The organism is Herbaspirillum sp. C7C2, from assembly GCF_022627865.1.
In the GTDB taxonomy this organism is placed as follows: domain Bacteria; phylum Pseudomonadota; class Gammaproteobacteria; order Burkholderiales; family Burkholderiaceae_D; genus Herbaspirillum; species Herbaspirillum frisingense.
This window is the reverse complement of the sequence record NZ_JABXGI010000006.1, coordinates 150358-173586: the sequence shown is the minus strand read 5'-3', so window position 1 is coordinate 173586 and position 23229 is coordinate 150358. Positions and strand designations below refer to the sequence as shown.

The following is a 23229-nucleotide window of genomic DNA, read 5'->3' as shown; positions in this document are numbered from 1 at the left end:
GGGAGCGCGCGCGTCGATGTGGCAGGACGTCAAGATGCTCAACGCCATCAGCAGTGCGCTCATTGCGCTGGTGCTGCTGGCCCTGGTGGCATCCGGTTTGTGGTGGGTGGCGCAGCGGCCGATGTTCACGCTGCACACGATACGTATCGAGTCCGCCGGCGAGTTGCCGCTGGAAAAGGTCAATGCGTTGACGGTGCGGGCGACGGCGGTGCCGCGCATCCATGGCAATTTCTTCACCGCCGATCTGACGGCGGTGCGGGCGGCCTTCGAGGCCGTGCCCTGGGTGCGCAAGGCCATGGTGCGGCGCGAATGGCCGGACCGGCTGGTGGTGAAGATCGAGGAACACAAGGCCCTGGGCACCTGGGGTGAAGATGGCAAGTTGTTGTCGCAGAAGGGCGATGTGTTTACCGCCAACCTGGCCGAGGCCGAGGACGACGGTGACCTGCTGGAATTCGATGGCCCGCCCGGCAGCGAGCAGCAGGTAGTGGCGCGGCTGGCGCTGTTCCGCCAGTGGTTCGCACCGATCAAGCTGGAGCCGGAGTCGCTGGTGCTGTCCAATCGCTATGCCTGGACGGTGCGCCTGGACAACGGCATGACGGTCGAACTGGGGCGTGATCAGGGCGATGCGGTCCTGAAGGAACGTGTGGCAAGGCTGGTGGCGGTGTATCCGCAACTGCTGGAAAGATTGCAGGGCAAGATAGAAAGTGTCGACTTGCGCTATCCCAACGGGATGGCGTTGAAGGCGGATGGCATGGTGCTGGCGGCAATGAACGGGAAAAAGAAATAAGCGGAACGCTATGACAAAAGACGCAAAAAATCTGATCGTCGGCCTGGACATCGGCACCTCGAAAGTGGTGGCGGTGGTGGCCGAGGTGCTGCCCGACGGCCGCCACGAAGTGATCGGGCTGGGCCAGTCCGAATCCAAGGGGCTCAAGAAGGGGGTGGTGGTCAATATCGAAGCCACCGTCGAATCCATCCAGCGCGCCCTGGAAGAGGCCGAGCTGATGGCCGACTGCAAGATCCGCAATGTCTATACCGGCATTGCCGGCAGCCACATCCGCAGCTTCAACTCCAGCGGTATGGTGGCCATTAAGGACAAGGAAGTCACGGCGGCCGACGTCTCCCGCGTGATCGAGACTGCCAAGGCGGTCAACATCCCGACCGACCAGCAATTGCTGCACACGGTGCCGCAGGAATTCATCGTCGACAACCAGGAAGATGTGCGCGAGCCCATCGGCATGAGCGGCATCCGCCTGGAAGTGAAGGTTCACATCGTCACCGGCGCCGTCTCGGCCGTCCAGAACATCGTCAAGTGCGTGCGCCGCTGCGGCCTGGAAGTATCGGACCTGATCCTGCAACCGATGGCCTCGGCCGATTCGGTGCTGACCACCGACGAGCGCGAGCTGGGTGTGGTGCTGGTCGATATCGGCGGCGGCACCACCGACGTGGCGGTGTTCACCGAAGGCGCGATCCGGCACACCGCGGTGATTCCGATTGCCGGCGACCAGATCACCAACGACATCGCCATGGCCCTGCGCACGCCGACGCTGGAGGCCGAAGAGATCAAGCTGCGTTATGGCGTGGCCAAGCAGATCCTGGCGGATCCGACCGAGACCCTGGAAGTGCCGGGCCTGGGCGACCGCAATCCGCGCACGCTGTCGCGTCAGGCGCTGGCGGCGGTCATCGAGCCGCGTGTGGAAGAGCTGTTCGCGCTGGTGCACCAGGTGGTGCGCGAATCGGGTTACGAAGAGGTGCTGTCCTCCGGCATCGTCCTTACCGGTGGCTCGGCGATGATGCCGGGCATGACCGAACTGGCCGAAGACATCTTCTTGAAGCCGGCCCGCCTGGGAACGCCCGAATACAGCGGCCAGCTGGCCGACGTGGTGCGCAGCCCGCGCTACTCGACCGTGCTGGGCCTGCTGCAGGAAGCCAAGAAGCAATACCTGCGCGGCTACATCGTGACCCGCCAGGAAGGCTCGGTGAAGGCGGTCTGGCAGCGCATGAAGGAATGGTTCCTCGGCAACTTCTGAGGACCGCGTCCCGCAAGCAACATTGGCGGGCTGTGGAATGCATCAGGATGTAAAAACATTGGTGGGCGCTGGCGTAACGGCTGTAGGGTTCAGGCAGTCGACATGGACGGTACGCCAGCAGATGGGCAGGACGGTTTTGTTGGGATAGCGGTAGCAGGCATGACTCGCAACATTCATTCGTGGCATTCGTAGCATTCGTGGCATTCGTGGCATCGGCAGTATTGGTTTCAAAAGTTACAGCAGCAACAACAGGGAATTGAACATATAGACAGCAGTGATCAGTTGCTAGTCGTCACACCGCGTGATGCCTATCAACTGCCAGCTGCAGGACACATATATTTAAAGGAGTCATCATGGAAATCGATATGGTCGACAATGCGACGCTGGGGACGATCATCAAGGTCGTTGGCGTTGGCGGTGCTGGCGGCAATGCCGTGCAGCACATGATTAACAAGGGTGTCTCTGGCGTCGAGTTCATCGCCGCCAACACGGATGCCCAGGCGCTCAAGCAATCCAAGGCGCATAACGTCATCCAGATCGGTGATACCGGTCTGGGCGCCGGCATGCAGCCTGACGTCGGTCGCCGTCTGGCCGAGGAAACCCGTGCCCGCATCGAAGATTCCCTGCGCGGCGCGCACATGGTCTTCATCGCCGCCGGCATGGGTGGCGGCACCGGCACGGGTGCCGCACCGGTGGTGGCGCAGGTGGCCAAGTCGCTGGGCGCGCTGACCGTGGCAGTGGTCTCCAAGCCGTTCTCCTACGAAGGCCAGAAGTGCATGGACATCGCCGACGCCGGTCTGGAAGAGCTGACCCAGCACGTCGATTCGCTGATCATCATCCTCAATGAAAAGCTGGAAGAGATCTACGAAGACGACAGCATGATCGAATGGCTGTCCCATGCTGACGACGTGCTCAACAACGCCGTGGCCGGTATCGCCGAGATCATCAATGTCCCGGGTCACATCAACGTCGACTTCAACGACGTCAAGACCATCATGGGCGAGCAGGGCAAGGCCATGATGGGTACCGCCACCGCTGCCGGCGTGGACCGCGCCCGCGTGGCCGCCGAGCAGGCCGTGGCCTCGCCGCTGCTGGATGGCATCGACCTGTCGGGCGCCCGCGGCGTGCTGGTCAACGTGACCGCCAGCCGTGGCCTGAAGGGTAAGGAAATCAAGGAAGTGATGGCGACCGTGCGTGCCTTCGCTGCCCCTGACGCTTCCATCGCCCAGGGCATCGCCTACGACGACAGCATGGGCGACGAGATCCGCGTCACCGTGGTGGCCACCGGCCTGGGCCGTGCCCGCAAGGCCGTGCAACTGGTGCAGACCCCGGTCATGCGTACCGGTACCCACAACGAACCGATGATGGCCGTCGGTGGCGTCATGCCGCAAGGCGCAGCGCAACCGGCTGCTGCCTTCGGTGGCCTGAAGGCTCCGGCCGTGTGGCGTCGCGAGTCGGCTTCCGACACCGTGCGCGCGCTGGAAAAGAACGGCATGGAAACCTACGACATCCCGGCCTTCCTGCGCAAGCAGGCGGACTGAGTCGGGTGTTCGCCGCTGACCTGCGCAGTCGAAGCAGGCCGGCCGGTTCCGAGGCATACTAACGCCGCGCCTGGTGCGCGGCGTTTTTTCGTGCGTCGCCCGCGGGCAACTCATCTGTCCGATCGATCAATCGGGCCAGATTCATCACCTAGATCACTTATACAACCAGACGAGGAAACACCATGACCATCAAGATCGGCGACCGCCTGCCCGAAGGCACCCTGACCGAATTCATCGAGACCGAGACCGAAGGCTGCAGCCTGGGCCCCAACGCCTTCAAGGTGTCCGACCTGGTCAAGGGCAAGAAGATTGCCTTGTTCGCCCTGCCCGGCGCCTTCACCCCGACCTGTTCGGCCAAGCACGTGCCGGGCTACATCGCCCTGGCGGATCAGTTCAAGGCCAAGGGTGTGGACGAGATCTGGTGCCTTTCGGTCAACGACGCCTTCGTCATGGGCGCCTGGGGCCGCGACCAGAAGGCCACCGGCATCGTGCGCATGTTCGGCGACGGCAGCGCTACCTTCACCAAGGCACTGGGCATGGAGTTCGACCTGACCGAACGCAACATGGGCGTGCGTTCGCAGCGCTATTCGATGCTGCTGGAAGATGGCGTGGTCAAGCAGCTGAACCTGGAAGCACCGGGCAAGTTCGAGGTGTCCAACGCCGAGACCCTGCTGGGCCAACTGGGCTGATTTCCCCCGGGAATCCTGCAACGGCATGCTGCGGCATGCCGTTTTGCTTTGTGGAAATGGCAAGTCCTGCAAGAAGTCGTTGCGAGACCACACTGGCGGGTCTTTGCAGATGGGAACGATTTGCAACAAAGCCGCGCCGTGGCGGGGCGGGGGGAGGGCATCTTGGCTATAATGGCCGGATGTTGAAACAGCGCACAATCAAGAATCTGGTCAAGACCACGGGCGTCGGTCTGCACTCCGGCACCAAGGTCGAGCTGACCCTGCGCCCGGCCGCGCCCGATACCGGCATCATCTTCCGTCGCGTCGATCTGGACCCGGTGGTCGAGCTGCCGATGATGGCCACTGGCGTGGGCGATACCCGCATGGCCTCGACCCTGACCAAGGATGGCGCCAAGGTTTCCACCGTCGAACACCTGCTGTCGGCCTGCGCCGGCCTGGGCATCGACAACCTGTATATCGATCTGACCGCCGAAGAAATCCCCATCATGGATGGCTCGGCCTCGTCCTTCGTCTTCCTGCTGCAGCAGGCCGGCCTGCAGGAACAGAATGCGGCCAAGAAATTCATCCGCGTCAAGAAGCCGGTGGAAGTGCGCGAAGGCAGCGGTGACAAGGAAAAATGGGCACGTCTGGAACCCTATGACGGTTTCCGCCTGAAGTTCTTCATCGAATTCAACCACCCCGCCGTGGATGGCACCGGCCAGGTCGCCGAAGTTGATTTCGGCATCGACTCCTACGTCAAGGAAATCGCCCGCGCGCGCACCTTCGGCTTCATGCAGGACGTCGAAACCCTGCGCGGCATGGGCCTGGCGCGGGGCGGCTCCTTCGAGAACGCCATCGTCATGGACGAGTACCGCATCCTCAACGCCGACGGCCTGCGCTACGACAACGAGTTCGTGCGCCACAAGATCCTGGACGCCATCGGCGACCTCTACATCATCGGCCATCCCTTGCTGGCCAGCTACGACGCCCACAAGTCCGGCCACGGGCTCAACAACCTGTTGCTGCGCGAACTGCTGTCGCAACCCGATGCCTATGAAATCGTCAGCTTCGACAAGCTGGAACAGGCGCCGCAGACCTACGTCATGCAGGCCAAGCAGGAGTGGGCGCTGAACTGATCGCTTAACCGCCCAGCAGCAGCCATGAATGCAGACGCCCCGGCCTGGACCGGGGCGTTTCTTTTTTTTCGCTGCAGAGTGGGCCGGTAAAAAATCTTGTAAATCTTTTATCAGGACAGGGGCGGGCGGGTCTAGCTTCCCTCGGGAAATGGCGACGATTCCCCTGCCTGCTTGGTCGATCTGCGACCGTCGCGACGCCGTATCATGGCATCGATCGCATCCTTCAGACCCTGACTGCGCGGGTCGCTGGCCAGCGTACTGCTGAGCTCGGCGAAGGAGGAGAGGGCGCCCTCGGTCAGCTCCAGCACCCGTTTGGGCGGAGGTGGAGGGGCAGTTTTGCCAACTTGCACTTTGATTCGGATTGAATTAACCTGCCATCCGTCCTTCAGCAGGCGGTCCTGCAGCCTCGGGGTTTGCTGCTTCAACCGGGCCGCCAGCGCTGCATTGGGCGCGCTCATGACCAGCACGCCAGCTTCGAACTGCAAGATCTGACACGCGGCAAACATCGCCGGCAACGACGCGGCGACCGACTGCTGCAGCGTGCCCATGCGAGCCAGGGCGGGCAAGAGCGCCGCCATCGTCGAATTCGACCGCAAGAAATCCGCGGCTCCCTTCGTGCTCTTCGCCATGCGTTGGGCGCTCGTGGGGGCAGGCCGATAAGGGGTGAACGTAGATGGGTACTTCATCTTTAAACCTTATCACATCCGGTGTCTGACCGGCCGGAGACCAAGGAGCAAAGATGCAAATTATCCTGCTGCACCCCCGTTTCACCAAAGCCCGTTCCGTCACGCTGGGCAGCAAGCACCTGTTCATCCTGATGTTCCTGCTGGTCGGCCTGATCGCCGGCTCCTCGACACTGATCACCTACTTCCTGCTGCGCCAGGCCGGAGACCCCGATGCCTCCCCGCTGCTGCACAAGCTGGCGGTATCGATGAGCCAGGAAGAGGACGGCCGCAACGAAAAATTCCTCAAGGAAAACCTGGCCATGATGGCCGTCAAGGTCGGCGAGATGCAGGCCCAGATGATGCGCCTGGATGCGCTGGGCGAGCGGGTGCAGGGCCTGGCCGGCATCCGTCCCGAGGAATTCAACTTCAAGGAGTCGCCCGGTCGCGGCGGCGCCGAAGTCTCCAGCCTGGCCGGTCCGGGCCGCGATGTCGGCCTGGACGAGTTGCGCCGCATGCTGGACAACCTGGCCGTGGATGCCGGGCATCGCACCGATTACCTCAACGCCGTTGAATCCACCCTGATGGGTGACAAGATCAAGTCGCGCCTGTTGCCGACCAACCAGCCGGTCAACGTCGCCTACAATTCGTCCAGCTTCGGCTGGCGCCTGGATCCTTTCACCGGCCACAACGCCTTCCATGAAGGCCTGGACTTCCCCGCTGCGGTCGGTACGCGCATCGTCGCTGCGGCGGCCGGCGTGGTGATTGCCTCGGAATATCATTACCAGTTTGGCAACATGCTGGAAATCGACCACGGCAACAACATCATCACCCGTTACGCCCACGCCTCGCGCCTTTATGTGAAGGTGGGCGACATCGTCAAGCGCGGCCAGCATGTGGCCGATGTTGGCTCCACCGGCCGTTCCACTGGCGCCCACCTGCATTTCGAGGTGCGCATCCGCGGTATCGCCCAGGACCCGCGCAAGTTCCTGGCGCTGGGCGCCAATGGTGGCAACCAGCCCAAGCAGATGCCGGTGTTCGTGGCCGGTCGCTGAGCCCTGGCCCCCGGCCGGGCGCGCCGGCATGAATATTTCTTCACGCGCCCCTTCCACCTTGAAACCTTGCAAACCTGCCCGATCTAAGGCTTTACCGCCCCGGGCCGGGCCGTAAAGCCATTGGCGCGGGCCTGCGTGCTAAAATCCATGGTTTATTTTCGGGCGTTGTCGGCCGGAACCCCACGGCCGGGTGCCAAACGTCTATCTGCCGGATCATTCATCGGCGCTTTTATAGAATCCAAGCATGTCATTCCTGACCAAGATTTTCGGCAGCCGTAACCAGCGTCTGCTCAAACAATATCAAAAAATCGTCCGCCAGATTAACGCGCTGGAGCCCTCGGTCGAGAAGCTGACCGATGCTGAACTGCAAGCCAAGACGCCCGAATTCAAGCAACGTATCGCCGGCGGCGAAGCGCTCGACGCGATCCTGCCGGAAGCCTTTGCGGTCTGCCGCGAAGCCAGCCGTCGCGTGCTCAAGATGCGCCACTTCGATGTCCAGCTGATCGGTGGCATGGCCCTGCACTTCGGCAAGATCGCCGAAATGCGTACCGGCGAAGGCAAGACCCTGATGGCGACCCTGCCGGCCTACCTCAATGCCCTGGCCGGCAAGGGCGTGCACGTGGTGACCGTCAACGACTACCTGGCCCAGCGCGATGCCGAGGACATGGGTCGCCTGTACAGCTGGCTGGGCCTGACCACCGGCGTGAACCTGTCGCAGATGGAACACGACGTCAAGCAGGAGGCCTATGCCGCCGACATCACCTACGGTACCAACAACGAATTCGGCTTCGACTACCTGCGCGACAACATGGTCTTCGATGCCGACGACCGCGTGCAGCGCGCCCTGAACTTCGCCATCGTCGACGAAGTGGACTCGATCCTGATCGACGAAGCGCGTACCCCGCTGATCATCTCCGGCCAAGCCGAGAACCACACCGAGCTGTACCACAAGATGAACGCCGTGCCGCCGCTGCTGACGCTGCAGATCGGCGAGGAAACCCCCGACGGCAAGGGCAAGATCGAAGTCCCGGGTGACTACACCAAGGATGAGAAGAGCCACCAGGTGCTGCTGACCGAAGCCGGTCACGACAAGGCCGAGGAAATCCTCACCCAGATGGGCTTGCTGGCTGAAGGCGCCTCGCTCTACGACGCCGCCAACATCACCCTGATCCACCACCTGTACGCCGCCCTGCGCGCCCACACCCTGTACCACCGCGACCAGCACTATGTGGTGCAGAACGGCGAAGTGGTGATCGTGGACGAATTCACCGGTCGTCTCATGACCGGCCGCCGCTGGTCCGACGGCCTGCACCAGGCGGTGGAAGCCAAGGAAGGCGTGAAGATCCAGAACGAGAACCAGACCCTGGCCTCGATCACCTTCCAGAACTACTTCCGCATGTACGGCAAGCTCTCCGGCATGACCGGCACGGCCGATACCGAAGCCTACGAATTCCAGGAAATCTATCACCTGGAAACCGTCGTGATCCCGCCCAACCGTCCCAATGCCCGCAAGGACCGCCAGGATCAGGTCTACAAGACCGCGCAAGAGAAGTACATGGCGATGGTCAAGGACATCCAGGACTGCTACGAGCGCGGCCAGCCCGTGCTGGTGGGCACCACCTCGATCGAGAACTCGGAACTGCTGTCGGGCATCCTGACCAAGGCCAAGCTGCCGCACAACGTCCTGAACGCCAAGCAGCACGCTCGCGAAGCCGAGATCGTCGCCCAGGCCGGCCGTCCCAAGATGATCACCATCGCCACCAACATGGCCGGTCGCGGTACCGACATCGTGCTGGGTGGCAACATGGGCAAGCAGATCCAGCTGATCGAGGCCGACGAGTCCCTGTCGGACGCCGACAAGGCCGCCAGGTCGCAGCAGCTGCGCGATGAATGGCAGTCCCTGCACGACCACGTGGTCAATGCCGGCGGCCTGCACATCATCGGTACCGAACGTCACGAATCGCGTCGCGTGGACAACCAGTTGCGTGGCCGTTCCGGCCGCCAGGGCGACCCCGGTTCCTCGCGCTTCTACCTGTCGCTGGACGATGCGCTGCTGCGCATCTTCGCCGGCGACCGCGTGCGCGCCATCATGGACCGCCTGAAGATGCCCGAAGGCGAACCGATCGAGGCCGGCATCGTCAGCCGCTCCATCGAATCGGCCCAGCGCAAGGTGGAAGCCCGCAACTTCGACATCCGCAAGCAACTGCTGGAATACGACGACGTCGCCAACGACCAGCGCAAGGTGATCTACCAGCAGCGTAACGAGCTGCTGGAATCGGTGGAAATGGCCGAGATGATCGCCTCCCTGCGCGATGGCGTCTTCACCGACCTGTTCCGCCAGTACGTGCCGGCCGAGTCGATGGAAGAGCAGTGGGACATCCCCGGCCTGCAAGCTGCGCTGACCGGCGAATGGCAGCTCGACGTTTCGCTGGAAGCGATGCTGGCAGCCGAGCCGGATCTGTCCGACGAAGACCTGCTGGAGCGCCTGCTGACCGCTGCCAAGGACGCCTACGACGCCAAGGTCGCCGTGGTCGGCGTGGAGGCCTTCGCCGGTTTCGAGCGCAGCGTCATGCTGCAGAGCATCGACAACCACTGGCGCGAACACCTGGCGGCGCTGGATCACCTGCGCCAGGGTATCCACCTGCGTGGTTATGCGCAGAAGAACCCCAAGCAGGAATACAAGCGCGAAGCCTTCGAACTGTTCGCCCAGATGCTGGACCTGATCAAGAACGAAGTGATCAAGGTGGTCATGACGGTCCGCATCCAGAGCCGCGAGGAAATCGAAGCGGCCGAGGAAAGCATGTCCGGTGGCTCGCCCATCAACGTCAACTACCAGCACGCCGACTTCAATCCGGAAGCCGCGCCCGAGGAACTGCTGGCGCCGACGGCCCTGGCCGACAGCGACGATGGTTCAGAGTACCCCAAGGTCGGTCGCAACGACCCCTGCCCATGCGGCAGCGGCAAGAAGTACAAGCAATGCCACGGCAAGCTGGCCTGATCACCTGATCGTCCGCCCGCTGTCGAAGAGAAGGCCGTTCCCCCGCCCGGGTGAACGGCCTTTTTGCTGGTGGCTGTCGCTACGCGCTGCTGTGCTTCAGGCCTTATGATGAGCGCACCGGCCGCCAGGCCCCGCCAGATTGTCCGCCCTCCAGGAGAACAAGAAGATGATATCCGCCACGTCTTTCCGTCCCGCCCTTTGCGGCGCGCTGGCTGCAGCCCTGCTGCTGGCCGGCTGCGCCTCGTCGCCGCTGCCGCAATGGCGCGATAGCGACAACGCCGGCTATGCCCCGGTCACGCCGGCCATCCCCATCACCAACACCGGCGTGCCAGCGGTGGCCATCAGCACTGCTGCGCCCACCCGCGCGGCGCTGGTGGCGGCGGCCAGGGCCGAGTGGGATTTCTTCGGCAACCAGCAGATCGACATGCGCCACGATCCCTTCAGCGCTCCGCGCCTGGGATTGCTGGAAGATGAAGGCGAGGCGGTGCAGCGCGTGGCCGAATACTGGCATGCGGTCGGCAAGAACCTGACCGGTGCCGACTGCCAGCAGGCCTGGTCGGCGGCCTTCATTTCCTGGCTGATGGTCAGCAGCAATGTGGCGCCACAGGACTTCGCGCCCAGTGAAACCCATTTCAACTACCTGAGCTTCCTCAAGGACCGCCAGTCGCGTCCCTCGCCGCAATTCGTACTGCGCCCGCCCGAGAGTGAGCCGCTCACGCCCGGTGACCTGATCTGCGCTCCACGCGGCAACAACAATGCGACCTCCATCGACGAGATACGCCCCGGCCTGGCAGGGCATTGCGACATGGTGGTGGAGGTCCATGCCGAGGATGGCTGGGCCGGGGTGATCGGCGGCAATGTCTTCAACTCGGTGTCTGAATCGCTGATTCCGGTCGATGACCAGGGCCGGGCGCAGCCGATCGCGCAGCGACCCTGGCTGGTGGTGGTCAAGAACCTGCTGCCCTGATCGGCAGATCGCATGTTGATCCTGTCCAAGATCCTGCTCGGACCGCTGCTGTTGCTGCAGGGCAGGCGCCTGCGCAAGACCGCATTGCGCCTGCCCGAGGCCAGCGGCCCGCGCAGCGGCGTGGAGATACCGGCCAGCTATGTCAGCGCCAGCGCTGCCACCGCGCCGCTGCGGGTGCTGGTGGTCGGAGATTCCTCGGCCGCCGGTGTCGGTGTGGAACATCAGGAGCAGGCGCTGGCCCAGCCGCTGGCGCGCCAGCTCGCCACCCGCAGCGGCCGGCCGGTGGCCTGGCAACTGGTGGCGCAGAGCGGCGTCAATTCGCTGGAAGCCCTGGACCTGCTGACGCGTCACGAGATCGGCCCGGCCACCGTGCTGGTGGTAGCGCTGGGCGTCAACGACGTGACCTCGCAGACGTCGGCCCGCCGTTATGTCGCCAACTTGCGCCGGCTGAGCGAGCGCCTGATGGCGCAGGCCGGTGTGGAACACATCGTCTTTTCCGGCTTGCCCCCCATGCATCTGCTGCCGTTGGCGCCGCAGCCGCTGCGCTGGTATCTGGGGTGCTGCGCCCGCAAGCTGGATGGCGCATTGCGCGCCTGGATAGGGCGCGACCCGGCGTTGCGCTACTGCTCGCTGCAATGGGCGTTGCCGCATGACATGGCGCTGGACCGCTTCCACCCCGGCCCCGGCCAGTATGCCCAATGGGCAGTGATGTGCGCCGAGATCGTCGAAACCGGCTTCCTGCGTCATCAGCCGGTGACGGAAAGTGTTTAAAATACGCGTTCCGATTTTTACGCTGAAAGCTCGCCATGGCCGTCAATTCCCCGATCCCCGTCCCTTCCGACCTCAAAGCCGTTGCCGGCATCGAACTCGGCCATGCCGAGGCGGGCGTGCGCAAGGCCAATCGCAAGGACGTGCTGGTCATGAAGCTGGCCGAGACCGCCACCGTGGCCGGCGTATTCACCAAGAACCGCTTCTGCGCTGCACCGGTGCAGATCTGCCAGGCCAACCTGGCCCAGTTGAGCGCCGCCAAGCCCATCCGTGCGCTGGTCATCAATACCGGCAATGCCAACGCCGGCACCGGTGAAGAAGGCCTGCAGCGCGCCAGGTCGGTCTGCGCCGCCCTGGCCCAGCAGATCGGCCTGGAGCCGCAGCAGATCCTGCCGTTTTCCACCGGCGTAATCCTGGAGCCGCTGCCGGCAGACCGCATTATCGCCGGCCTGCCGCAGGCCATCGGCAACCTCAAGGCCGATAACTGGTTCAACGCGGCTGAGTCCATCATGACCACCGACACCCAGCCCAAGGCCGCTTCGCGCACCCTGAGCATCGGCGGCAAGCAGGTGGTGATGACCGGTATCAGCAAGGGCGCCGGCATGATCAAGCCCAACATGGCCACCATGCTGGGCTTCCTGGCCTTCGACGCCAAGCTGCCACAGGCGCTGCTGAACCAGCTGGTCAAGGATGCCGCCGACCACTCCTTCAACTGCATCACCATCGATGGCGACACCTCGACCAACGATTCCTTCATCCTGATGGCCACCGGCGCCGGCGAACTGGAGATTACCAGTGCCGACAGCGACGACTACAAGCAACTGGCCGCCGCCGTCACCGACCTCTCGCAACACCTGGCGCACCAGATCGTGCGCGATGGCGAAGGTGCCACCAAGTTCATCGAAGTGGCCGTGGAAGACGGCAAGAGCGTCGAGGAATGCCGCCAGATCGCCTATTCCATCGGCCACTCGCCCCTGGTCAAGACCGCCTTCTTCGCCTCCGATCCGAACTTGGGCCGCATCCTGGCCGCCATCGGCTATGCCGGCATCGACGACCTGGATGTGTCCAGGATCAACCTCTGGCTGGACGATGTCTGGGTCGCCAAGGACGGCGGCCGCAACCCCGACTACCGCGAGGAAGACGGTCAGCGCGTCATGAAGAAGGCCGAAATCGTGGTCCGTGTGAAGCTGGCGCGCGGCACGGCCAAGGCCTCCATCTGGACCTGCGACCTGTCGCACGATTACGTGTCGATCAACGCCGACTACCGTTCCTGATCCCCTGGCAGGACCTGTCACCGCGCGCCCGCCAGCCCACCATCCCCGGGCTGGCAGCGTGCCCGGGATGGTGGCGGCAACATGAATGCCCGCGCCCTCGGAACAATTTAATTCACGCCGGCCGCTGCCGTGTTGCGCCACAATGTGGCGTCGCATCTACTCTCAAGCCCATCCCAGGCACTGATCACCATGACCCAGTTAGACCAATTCCTGCAGCGTGCCGAAGCCTTGCTGGCGCGCGTCGAAGCCATCCTGCCCAATGCCGCCGCCCGCGAACCGGACTGGAACGCCGCCGTCGCCTTCCGCTGGCGCGGTGCCAACGCCCAGCGTGCCGGCTACCTGCAGGCCGTGGGCCAGATTTCGCGGATCGGCCTGTCCGACCTGCACAATATCGGCCCGCAAAAGGAACAGATTGACCAGAATACCCGCCAGTTCGTCGAAGGCCGCCCGGCCAACAACGTGCTGCTGACCGGCGCGCGTGGCACCGGCAAGTCCTCGCTGATCAAGGCCTGCCTGAACCAGTACGCCGACCGTGGCCTGCGCCTGATCGAGGTGGACAAGGACGACCTGCATGACCTGCAGGACATCGTCGAGCTGGTAGCGGCGCGCCCGGAGCGCTTCATCGTCTTCTGCGACGATCTTTCCTTCGAGGAAGGCGAGGGCGGCTACAAGGCGCTGAAGGTGGCGCTGGACGGCAGCATCGCGGCCCAGTCCGACAATGTGCTCATCTACGCCACCTCCAACCGCCGCCACCTGATGCCGGAGCGCCTCTCCGACAACAGCACCTATACCCACACCGAGGATGGCGACCTGCATCCCGGCGAGACGGTGGAAGAAAAGATTTCGCTCTCCGAGCGTTTCGGCCTGTGGGTGACCTTCTACCCCTTCAAGCAGGACGACTTCCTCGACATCGTCGCCCACTGGCTGCGCCACTTCGGCTGCAGCGACGCCCAGATCGCCGAAGCCCGTGCCGATGCGCTGCGCTGGGCGCTGCAGCGCAGTTCCCGCTCGGGTCGCGTGGCCTGGCAGTTCGCCCGTGATTACGCCGGCAAGGCGCAGGCCTGATGAGCCAGGACGCCAAGCCGATCGACGTCGCCGTGGGCATCCTGATGCAGCCCAACGGTGACGTGCTGCTGGGCCAGCGCCCGCAAGGCAAGCCCTATGCCGGTTACTGGGAGTTCCCGGGCGGCAAGGTGGAGCCAGGCGAAGGCATCTTCGCGGCCCTGCAGCGGGAGTTCAAGGAAGAGCTGGGCATCGAGGTGCTGGACGGCGAACCCTGGTGCGGCGTCGAACACGTCTATCCGCATGCCCATGTGCGCCTGCACTTCTACATCAGCCGCCAGTGGCGCGGCGAGCCGCAAAGCCTGGAAGGCCAGGCCTTTGCCTGGCAGGGGAGCGTGGGCGTGCAGCCGCTGCTGCCGGCGACCATTCCGCTGATCCAGTGGCTGGACCAGTTGCGCTACGGCGAGCCGGCGTGAGCGTGCTCAAGCCTTGGCCCTGGCCTTGCCAGCCATGCAGGATTCAAAAGCGGGGATTTGAGCAAATGTGAAGGAAAAAGCCCGTCATCACTGTACGGGCTTGTCCCCTTCGTCTTCCAGCGGCAGGTTCACTGCGGGGATGGTGTACTTTTCTTCCGCCCAGGCTCCAAGGTCGATTTGCTTGCAGCGCTCGGAGCAGAACGGCCGATACTTGTTCTTTTCACTCCACTCCACCTTGGTGCCACAGGTCGGGCAATCCACTATCGTCGCCATACGCGTTACTTCAATTCGTTCGTTACAGGTCAAAAGCCGCACAGGGCCAGTTCGAAGGGGACTTCACCCTCGAAGGAGCGCGGCTTCTCGTCGCCATCCTGCTGGGTGAAACGCACCCACAGCATGTACTTGTTGGCGGAAATCTCGGGGATCGCACCCAGTTCGATATCCAGCGACAGGCGCAGCATCTGGTAGACCTTGCCTTGCAGCATCTGCTGGTAACTGCCGCCTTCGGCGTTGATCTTCACAGCATGGCCCGATTCGCGCAGCAGACGCATGACGATGCCGATGGCGTCGAACAAGGGGATCAGCGGGGCGAACCAGTTGGAAATGTCCTGGAAGCGGCGCTCGAAGGAATGCTGTTGCCAGGCGTAATAGGCCGGCAGGTCGAACTCGCAGGCGCCGCCCGGGATGATGGTGCGGCCACGGATGCTCATCAGCCATTCGTTGTCGCGGATGTTCTGGCCGGTCTTGCCTTGCGCGGCCGAGAGGGCAGTGCTGGCCTGGTCCACTTCGGCCAGGATGGCGTTGAGCATCTCCGGCTCGACATTGGGATTGGACTGATAGGCCAGCAGGATCTGTTTCTGCCGTTCCAGCTCTTGCAGCAGGTCGGACTTGAGATCGGCGCGTCCGGCTACCTCCAGCATTTCGAAAATGGTGGCCAGGGCGATGTGATGCTGATGCGGGCTTTCCTGATGCAGGAAGAAGACGAATTTCTCGTAGAGGTCTTCCAGTCGCAGCAGCGTGCGAATACGCTCATTGAAAGGGTATTCGTAGACGATCAAAGCATGATCCCTTTATCGGTGAACCGGACTTGTTGAAGGCCGCTGACAGGCGCGCTGGTGCAAAATACCTCGTCAACATTGCAATGTTTGTGATTCTGACCCATGCAGCAGAAAATTACAAATGCAGGCCTCATCAAATGAAGCCTTAGGTAACGTGGCGCCGCTGCTGCCGCCACCACCCCCCGCCATCAATCACACCGCGCCCGCCAGGGCCAGGTAGCGCGCATGCAGCGCATTCACCTGTTCGGGCAGCGCGGCATTGTCACCACCGTTGTCGATGACGTCGTCCGCCACCGCCAAACGCGCCTGGCGGCTGGCCTGGGCGGCCATGATGGCTTCCACCTCGTCGCGCCGCAGGCCGTTGCGCTGCATGACGCGGGCCACCTGTACCTGTTCCGGGCAATCGACCACCAGGATGCGGCTGGCGCGCCCGACCCAGGTGCCGGACTCCACCAGCAGCGGCACCACGAAGATGACGTAGCTGCCGGTGGCAGCCTCGGCCTGGCGCACCGTCTCGCTGCGGATCAGCGGATGCAGGATCGCTTCCAGCGCATGGCGGGCGTTGGGATGGGAAAACACGTGATGGCGCATCCGCGCGCGGTCCATGGCGCCCCGCGCATCGATGAATTCGTCACCGAAATGGGCGCGGATGGGGGCAATGGCCAGGCCCTCGGGCGCGGTCAGGGCATGGGCGATGGCATCGGTATCCACCAGCGAGGCGCCCAGTTCACCGAAGAGATTGGCCACCGTGGTCTTGCCGCTGCCGATGCCGCCGGTCAGGCCGATGGTGAAGCGTTCAGTCAAGGAAGTCATGGGATAGGTTCAGTAAGCGAAGTGAGTCAGGTTCAGCCAGGTGCCATCCAGCAGCAGGGCCAGCAGGCCGGCGCCGGCCAGGCAGGGGCCGAATGGAATGGCCTGGCCGCGCTGGTGGCGCCCGCCGACCATCAGCGCCAGGCCCAGCAGGGCGCCCATCACCGAGGCCAGCAGCAGCACCAGCGGCAGCGCCTGCCAACCCAGCCAGGCGCCCAGGGCGGCCATGAGCTTGAAGTCGCCATAGCCCAGGCCATCCTTGCCGGTGGCCAGCTTGAAGATCCAGAAGATCAGCCACAGCACGCCATAGCCGGCGGCCGCGCCCAGCACTGCATCGGGCAGCGCCACCAGGCGATGGTTCAGGTTCACCAGCAGCCCCAGCCATAGCAGCGGCAGGGTCAGGTCATCGGGCAGCAGCATGGTGTCGGCATCGATGAAGGCGAGCGCAATCAGGAAGGCGCTGCAGAGCATGACGGCCAGCCCGGTGGCGCCCAGTCCGAAGCGCCAGGCCACCAGGGCGAACAGGAGCGCGGTCAGCAGCTCCACCAGCGGATAGCGCACGCTGATCCTGGCCTGGCAAAAACTGCAGCGGCCGCGCAGCAGTAGCCAGCTCAGCACCGGCAGCTTGTGCCACGGCGCCAGCGGCCGGGCGCAGTGCGGGCAGGCGGAATGGGGCAGCCAGAGGTCGTAGCGATCCTGATGCGGCAGGGCCTCGCCGCGCTCCATCGCCACAAAATTGGCGGTCTCGCGCAGCATCATGATGGGCAGGCGGTGGATCACCACGTTCAGGAAGCTGCCCACCAGCAGGCCCAGCAGGGCCGCCAGGCCGGCCAGGGCGGGATTGCCGGGGAGGGCGTAGGCTTCCAGGAAATGCATCGTCGGGTTCAGTCGTATCGGGTCGTGAAGTCAGGGCGCAGGGGGGAGTAGCCGCAGCAGGCCGGTCGTGCCGTCTACCGTCACACCACCGAACCCATGCGAAATACCGGCAGATACATCGCGACCACTAGCCCGCCGATGACCACGCCAAGCACCGCCATGATAACGGGTTCCATCAGGCTGGTGAGGGCGCTGACGGCTTCGTCGACCTCGCGTTCGTTGAGTTCGGCGATCTTGCCCAGCATGGCGTCCAGCGCGCCGGCCTCCTCGCCCACGGCGGTCATCTGCACCGCCAGGTCGGGGAAGACCCCGGTGGCCTGCATCGCGCCATGCAGGGATGCGCCATTGCGCACCGCATCGCGCACCGCCAGCGAGGCCTCGGCGAAGACCACGTTGCCGGCCGCTCCGGCGACGGTCTCCAGCGCTTCCACCAGCGCGATGCCGGCACCGAAGAGTGTGCCGAAGGTGCGGCTCCAACGTGCCAGCGCAGCCTGTCGCAACAGCCTGCCGAAGATCGGCAATGACAGGCTCAGCCGCTGCACCCGCGCCCGCAGCGCCGGATAGCGGCGCCGGGCATGCAGGGCCAGCAAGCCGCTCACGGCCAGGCCCAGCAACAGCATCGGCCAGTAGCGGCCCAGCACGCGCGCCAAGTTCATCACGATGCGGGTGGGCAGCGGCAGTTCGGCGCCGAACTGCTGGAACATCTGCTCGAAGGCCGGTACCACCCACAGCATGATGACGGCGGTCACCACGATCGCCACCAGCACCACCGCGCCCGGATAGGCCAGCGCCGCCCTGACCTTGCCCCGCAGCGCCAGCGACTTCTCGCGATAGAGGGCGATGCGCTCCAGCATGCTGTCGAGCATGCCGGCCTCCTCGGCGGCGCGCACCAGGTTGCAGAACAGGCCATCGAAATGGCGCGGATGGCGCTGCAGCGCGGCGTGCAGGCTGTCGCCGCGTGACACCTGTTGCCGCACTTCGCCCAGCAGGCCGGCCAGTGGCCCCTGGCCGGCACCGCGGATGGCGATGTCCAGCGACTGCAGCAGCGGCAGACCGGCCTGCAGCATGGTGGCCAGCTGGCGTGTGAAGAGCGCGATCTGCTTGTCGCTGATGCGGGCGCGGGAGGGCTTGCGTGGAGTGACCGGGGTGGCGGTGCTGCTACCGACACTACCTGCCTCTCGCCGCAGGCGCGCGACCCGCAGTCCCTGGCGGCGCAGTTGGGCGCGCGCCTGGGCTTCGTCGCTGGCCTGCAGGACACCGCGCTGCGGCTGTCCGTGCCGATCCAGGCCTTCCCAGCGGAAGTGTTTTGGTTCAGGTGCCGGCAAGGATCTCTCCCATGCTGGTTTCGCCGCGCAGGACCTTGAGCAGTCCGGCGCGGCGCAGGTCGATGATGCCCTCGGCCTGCGCCTGGCGTGCCAGCTCCAGCGTGCCGGCCTGGGCCAGGATCAGCGCCTGCATGGCGGCGCTGACCGGCATCACCTGGTAGATGCCGGTGCGGCCGCGATAGCCGCTCTGGTTGCAGGCCGGGCAGCCTTGCGGGACATAGGTGGATGGCTTGCCCGGCGCCGGACGCCGGCAGCGGCACAGCTTGCGTACCAGCCGCTGTGCCACGATCAGGCTCACCGACGCAGCGATGTTGTAGGCCGGCACCCCCATGTTGAGCAGGCGCGTGAGGGTCGAGGGGGCGTCGTTGGTGTGCAGGGTGGAGAGCACCAGGTGCCCGGTCTGGGACGCCTTGACCGCGATGTCGGCGGTTTCCAGGTCGCGGATTTCGCCCACCATCAGCACGTCCGGGTCCTGGCGCAGGAAGGCGCGCAGCGCCGTGGCGAAGTCCAGCCCGGCGCGTTCGTTGATGCCGACCTGGTTGATGCCGGGCAGGTTGATTTCCACCGGGTCCTCAGCGGTGGCGATGTTGACTCCGGGGCGGTTGAGCCGCTGCAGGCAGGCGTACAGGGAGACCGTCTTGCCCGAGCCGGTGGGGCCGGTCATCAGCACCAGCCCATGCGGTCGGGCGATGGCTTGCAGCAGCGCTTCCTGCTGGGCCGGTTCATAGCCTAGTTCGGCGATGGAGAAGCTGGCCTGGGCGGTATCGAGAATGCGCAGGACGATCTTTTCGCCGAACTGCGTAGGCAGGGTGGAGACGCGCAGGTCGATGCTGCGCTGGGCCAGTGCCAGGCGCATCTTGCCGTCCTGGGGCAGGCGCTTTTCGGCGATGTCCAGACGCGCCAGGATCTTTAGGCGGGTAGCCAGCTTGTCGCGCAGTGTCAGCGGTGGCTGCGCCAGTTCGTGCAGCACGCCATCGACGCGCAGGCGCACGCGGAAGAAGTGTTCGAAGGGTTCGAAATGCAGGTCGGAGGCGCCCATGCCGACGGCGTCGGCCAGCAGCTTGTGCAGCAGGCGTACTACCGGGACATCGTCATCGGCCACCGCCGGGGTTTGAGCTTGCATGACTGGCATGGGACTCCTCCGCGCAAAGGGGAGCCAGTCTCCCACGCAAGCTTGCGCGCGGCCAAGCGGGCTGGCCGATTGCCTGCGGCAAAGTCGGCAGAGTTCGATACAGGAACAGGCCCTAGTCGCCCCGCGTTTGCGACTGCGGCACGGCGATCAGCTTGACCATGCGGATCGCCTGGTTCTGGACCTGCACGATTTCGATCACGCAGCCCTCGAACTTCACGGCCACGCTGGCTTCGGGGATATCCTGCAGGGTTTCCAGCAGCAGACCGTTGATGGTCTTGGGGCCATCCAGCGGCAGCGTCAGGCCCAGGCGCTTGTTGATGTCGCGCAGGGTGGTGCTGCCTTCGAGCAGGCAACTGCCGTCCTTGTCCCAGCCAAAGCCTTCACCCGAGGAGCCGGGCGAGGAGGTGGTGAATTCGCCGATCATCTCTTCGATGATGTCTTCCAGGGTCACCAGGCCCTGCACCTCGCCGTATTCATCGACGACGATGCCCAGGCGCTCGTGATTCTCCTGGAAATACTGAAGCTGCGTGAAGACGTCGGTTTCCACCGGCACGTAATACGGTACCGACAGCAGGGCACGGATATCGTCGTGGCTGATGTCCTCTTCCTGGCGGAACAGCGACACCGTCTTGCGCACATGCAGGATGCCGACGATGTGGTTGATTTCCCCTTCGTAGACCGGCAGCTTGTTGTGATAGCAGGTGGCCAGCTGGTGCAGGATATCTTCCACCGGCGCGGCCAGGTTCAGGGCCTCGACCTGGGCACGCGGCGTCATCACGTCTTCCACCGAGATCTTTTCCAGGTCGAACAGGTTCAGCAGGATGCTCTTGTGCTTCTGCGGGATGAAGCTGCCGCCTTCGAGCACGATGGAGCGCAGTTCTTCCGGCGAGATGCGCTGTTCGGCCGCCCGCGCCCCGGTCTTGATGCGCAACAGTTTCAGGATCGCCGAGACGAAGATGTTGACGAACCAGATCAGCGGCTTGGCCAGCCGCATGAGCGGCTTGAGCACGAAACTGGTGAACAGGGCAATGCGTTCGGGATAGGTGGCGCCGATCACCTTGGGGACGATTTCGGCAAAGATGATCAGCAAGGCCGCCACGAAGGCGGTGGCGGCGGTGATCACGCGCTGGTGGTTGCCGAAGGCGGTAATGGCCAGCGCCGTCACCAGCGCGGTGGCCAGTGCATTGATCAGGGTATTGGCGATCAGGATCAGCGACAGCAGTCGTTCAGTGCGATCGAGCAGCCACAGGATGGTGATGGCGGCACGGTTGCCCTGTTTGGCCAGGTGCCGCAGGCGATGGCGGTTGGCGGCCATCAGCGCCGTCTCGGTCATCGAAAAGAAGGCCGAGAGCAGGATCAGGATCAGGAGTGCAAGAGCTTGCACCCATATGGGTACGGTATCCAAACGTTGCCGTCAGGTTGATTGCCCTCGCGCACGGGAGGGATTCGGCGGACCTGCTTGCCTGTGGCCAGGGCGGGCAGGGCGGCCAGCGAGCGCCAAAGTCTAGACGATGGGGGCCTATCCCGCAAGCCGGACCGGTGCGGGAGGGGGTGCTTGTCCCTCAGTAACCCCGCACACGGTCATACAGATGCGGTGGCGGCAGCCCACCCAGCATGGCCGAGATGGCTACCGCCGCCTGGCGGGCGCGCTCCCGCCGCGACGGCGTCGCCGCCGCATGTGGCGTCACCAGCACGCGGGGGTGGCGCCAGACCGCCGCGTCGGCAGGCAAGGGCTCTTCATCGAACACGTCCAGCACGGCGCCCGACAGCTGGCCCTCGTCCAGCGCGGCCAGCAGGTCGGGCAGGCACAGGTGGCTGCCGCGCCCGACGTTGATGACGGCCGCGCCACGTGGCAGCTGGCGCAGCAGGTCGGCGTCGAGCAGGTGGCGGGTGTCCTCGGTTTCCGGTAGGAGGCAGATCAGGATATCGGTGCGCGCCAGGAAGGCAGGCAACTGGTCGGCACCGGCATAACAGCTCAGTCCCTTTTCGCTGCGCGGCGAGCGCGCCCAGCCGGCGGTGTCGAAACCGATGGTGGCGTGCATGCGCGCCGTGGCCAGCCCCAGCGCCCCCAGGCCGAGCACGCCCACCCGGGTTTCCAGGGCGGTGCGCGGGGTGGAGAACTCCAGCCATTGCGCCCTTGCCTGCTGAGCAACGATGCGCGGCATGTCCTTCAACAGCATGAGGCTGCTCATGACGGTGAATTCGGCCATGCGCTGCTGGGTTTCGGGCGTGACCATGCGCACGATGGGCAGGTCCGGCAAGTGCGGATCGGCCAGGATGTGGTCGACCCCGGCCGCGCTGCTGATGATGGCCTTCAGGTTGGGGAAGCGGGCCAGGCGCCCCGCTTCGGGTTGCCAGACCAGGACATATTCCACCCGGGCCGGATCGACTTCAGGGTCGTCCCAGGCGCACACCTCCAGTCCCAGTCCGGGGGCGAACTCATGGAAACTGGCGCGCCACTCCGGTAGCGCGGCGGCACCGCCGGACTTGACCAGCAGTACGGGGGAGGAAGAACTCATGGGCGGGGCTCCACAGGATTGGCCTGATGCATGGGACGGCGCAATGCCGGATCGAAGGGATTGATCTGGCGCGACAGCGCCGCGGCTTCCCGTTGCAACATCTGTACCACGGTCGGCAGGCGCTCCTCGGTCAGGCGCGAGGTGAGCGTGCCTACGCTGAGCGCGCCGACGATGGCGCCGCTGCAGTCGAACAGCGGCACGCCCAGGCCGGCCATGCCGTCGAGCAGACCCGCCTGGCGTGCCGCGTAGCCGGTTTCACGCACACGCTCGATTTCGGTGCGCAGGTAGACCTCGTCATAGACCCCGAACTCGCGCAGGCGCGGCACGTTGTAGCGGATCACTTCCTCGCGCTCCTGCTCCGGCAGGAAAGCGAGGATGGACAGTGCGCCCTGGCCCACGCCCAATGCCACCCGGCCACCGATGTCGCCGGTGAAGGCACGGATCGGGAAGGGGCCGTCGACCCGGTCCACGCAGACCGCGTCGAAGCGCGAGCGCACCAGCAGGAACACCGTGTCGCCCAGGCTGCCGCACAGGCGCAGCAGCGCCGGCCGGCACAGGCTGCGCAGGTCGGAGGCATTGCCGGCGCGCGCGGCCAGCGCGAACAGGTCCATCCCCAGGCGATACAGCTTGCTGCGTTCATCCTGCTCCACCACGCCTTCGCTGACCAGGGCCTGCAGCAGGCGGTGCGTGGTGCCCTGGGTGAGGCCGATGGCCTTGGCCACCTGGGTCACCCGCATGCCTTGCGGTGGTGCATCGGCCAGTGCGCGCAACACCGCGAAGGTGCGCTGGATGCCGTTGACCGGCAGGCTGGCCGGGGCGGTGGTCGAGGAGGCCTCGTCGTTGTCGTCGCTCATGAGGGGGCTGTTGTCTGCTGGGTGGAATCGGTGGCGTCATGCCCTCCGAGTTATTCCATCTGACGAAATAATTATTAA

Annotated in this window: 22 protein-coding genes; 12 read left to right on the top strand and 10 right to left on the bottom strand. The window is 64.6% G+C overall.

Going from position 1 to position 23229, the window contains the following annotated elements:
- The first annotated feature begins 16 nt into the window (after positions 1-16).
- The 5 genes from HWE04_RS11725 (at position 17) to lpxC (ending at position 5375) form a co-directional block, all read left to right on the top strand.
- Complete coding sequence (locus HWE04_RS11725) at positions 17-787, top strand: cell division protein FtsQ/DivIB (RefSeq protein ID WP_006713162.1); 771 nt, start codon at positions 17-19, stop codon at positions 785-787.
- A 10-nt stretch (positions 788-797) separates the two neighbouring features.
- Positions 798-2030 carry a cell division protein FtsA gene (gene ftsA, locus HWE04_RS11720; protein ID WP_008334543.1) on the top strand — a complete coding sequence of 411 codons (1233 nt, stop codon included), beginning with the start codon at positions 798-800 and terminating at the stop codon, positions 2028-2030.
- 353 nt (positions 2031-2383) lie between these two features.
- Positions 2384-3571 carry a cell division protein FtsZ gene (gene ftsZ / locus HWE04_RS11715; protein WP_006713164.1) on the top strand — a complete coding sequence of 396 codons (1188 nt, stop codon included), beginning with the start codon at positions 2384-2386 and terminating at the stop codon, positions 3569-3571.
- Positions 3572-3753: 182 nt separating this feature from the next.
- Positions 3754-4260 (top strand): peroxiredoxin, encoded by a 507-nt coding sequence (locus tag HWE04_RS11710; protein WP_006713165.1) that lies wholly within the window; start codon positions 3754-3756, stop codon positions 4258-4260.
- Between the two features lie 179 nt (positions 4261-4439).
- Positions 4440-5375: a UDP-3-O-acyl-N-acetylglucosamine deacetylase gene (gene lpxC / locus HWE04_RS11705; RefSeq protein WP_006713168.1), complete on the top strand. Its 936-nt coding sequence runs from the start codon at positions 4440-4442 to the stop codon at positions 5373-5375.
- 131 nt (positions 5376-5506) lie between these two features.
- Here lpxC and HWE04_RS11700 read toward each other — a convergent pair whose 3' ends face one another.
- Positions 5507-6061, bottom strand: coding sequence for a DciA family protein (locus tag HWE04_RS11700; RefSeq protein WP_241812508.1), 555 nt, complete (start codon positions 6059-6061; stop codon positions 5507-5509).
- 53 nt (positions 6062-6114) lie between these two features.
- Here HWE04_RS11700 and HWE04_RS11695 point away from each other — a divergent pair, with 53 nt between their 5' ends.
- The 7 genes from HWE04_RS11695 (at position 6115) to mutT (ending at position 14577) form a co-directional block, all read left to right on the top strand.
- Positions 6115-7092, top strand: coding sequence for a M23 family metallopeptidase (locus HWE04_RS11695; RefSeq protein WP_006713171.1), 978 nt, complete (start codon positions 6115-6117; stop codon positions 7090-7092).
- A gap of 244 nt (positions 7093-7336) precedes the next feature.
- Positions 7337-10090: a preprotein translocase subunit SecA gene (secA, locus tag HWE04_RS11690; RefSeq protein ID WP_006713173.1), complete on the top strand. Its 2754-nt coding sequence runs from the start codon at positions 7337-7339 to the stop codon at positions 10088-10090.
- Between the two features lie 166 nt (positions 10091-10256).
- The gene (locus HWE04_RS11680; protein ID WP_077235801.1) at positions 10257-11057 is read left to right on the top strand and encodes a DUF2272 domain-containing protein; all 801 of its coding nucleotides are present in this window, start codon (positions 10257-10259) and stop codon (positions 11055-11057) included.
- A 12-nt stretch (positions 11058-11069) separates the two neighbouring features.
- On the top strand, positions 11070-11828 hold the full coding sequence (locus HWE04_RS11675; RefSeq protein WP_241812507.1) for an SGNH/GDSL hydrolase family protein: 759 nt from the start codon (positions 11070-11072) through the stop codon (positions 11826-11828).
- 35 nt (positions 11829-11863) lie between these two features.
- On the top strand, positions 11864-13099 hold the full coding sequence (gene argJ / locus HWE04_RS11670) for a bifunctional glutamate N-acetyltransferase/amino-acid acetyltransferase ArgJ (RefSeq protein WP_241812506.1): 1236 nt from the start codon (positions 11864-11866) through the stop codon (positions 13097-13099).
- A 189-nt stretch (positions 13100-13288) separates the two neighbouring features.
- Positions 13289-14164 carry an ATP-binding protein gene (locus tag HWE04_RS11665; protein ID WP_241812505.1) on the top strand — a complete coding sequence of 292 codons (876 nt, stop codon included), beginning with the start codon at positions 13289-13291 and terminating at the stop codon, positions 14162-14164.
- A complete protein-coding gene (gene mutT / locus HWE04_RS11660; protein WP_241812504.1) occupies positions 14164-14577 on the top strand; it encodes an 8-oxo-dGTP diphosphatase MutT in 414 nt (137 codons plus the stop codon). Before HWE04_RS11665 ends, mutT begins: the two co-directional genes overlap by 1 nt.
- 87 nt (positions 14578-14664) lie before the next feature.
- Here the strand turns inward: mutT and yacG are convergent, their stop codons facing one another.
- The 9 genes from yacG to HWE04_RS11615 form a co-directional block, all read right to left on the bottom strand.
- On the bottom strand, positions 14665-14850 hold the full coding sequence (gene yacG, locus HWE04_RS11655; protein ID WP_034336666.1) for a DNA gyrase inhibitor YacG: 186 nt from the start codon (positions 14848-14850) through the stop codon (positions 14665-14667).
- Positions 14851-14879: 29 nt separating this feature from the next.
- Entirely contained in the window at positions 14880-15635 is a 756-nt protein-coding gene (gene zapD, locus HWE04_RS11650; RefSeq protein ID WP_006713184.1) for a cell division protein ZapD, read from the bottom strand.
- 192 nt (positions 15636-15827) lie between these two features.
- Complete coding sequence (gene coaE, locus HWE04_RS11645) at positions 15828-16448, bottom strand: dephospho-CoA kinase (RefSeq protein ID WP_241812503.1); 621 nt, start codon at positions 16446-16448, stop codon at positions 15828-15830.
- Between the two features lie 9 nt (positions 16449-16457).
- Complete coding sequence (locus HWE04_RS11640) at positions 16458-17321, bottom strand: prepilin peptidase (protein WP_241812502.1); 864 nt, start codon at positions 17319-17321, stop codon at positions 16458-16460.
- A gap of 80 nt (positions 17322-17401) precedes the next feature.
- The gene (locus HWE04_RS11635; RefSeq protein WP_241812501.1) at positions 17402-18646 is read right to left on the bottom strand and encodes a type II secretion system F family protein; all 1245 of its coding nucleotides are present in this window, start codon (positions 18644-18646) and stop codon (positions 17402-17404) included.
- On the bottom strand, positions 18633-19778 hold the full coding sequence (locus HWE04_RS11630; protein ID WP_446719227.1) for a GspE/PulE family protein: 1146 nt from the start codon (positions 19776-19778) through the stop codon (positions 18633-18635). Before HWE04_RS11630 ends, HWE04_RS11635 begins: the two co-directional genes overlap by 14 nt.
- 112 nt (positions 19779-19890) lie before the next feature.
- Positions 19891-21183 carry an HlyC/CorC family transporter gene (locus HWE04_RS11625; protein ID WP_241812500.1) on the bottom strand — a complete coding sequence of 431 codons (1293 nt, stop codon included), beginning with the start codon at positions 21181-21183 and terminating at the stop codon, positions 19891-19893.
- A gap of 157 nt (positions 21184-21340) precedes the next feature.
- Entirely contained in the window at positions 21341-22297 is a 957-nt protein-coding gene (locus tag HWE04_RS11620; protein WP_077235792.1) for a 2-hydroxyacid dehydrogenase, read from the bottom strand.
- Entirely contained in the window at positions 22294-23151 is an 858-nt protein-coding gene (locus HWE04_RS11615) for an IclR family transcriptional regulator (protein ID WP_241812499.1), read from the bottom strand. The genes HWE04_RS11620 and HWE04_RS11615 overlap by 4 nt, the downstream gene beginning before the upstream one ends.
- Between the last annotated feature and the right edge of the window lie 78 nt (positions 23152-23229).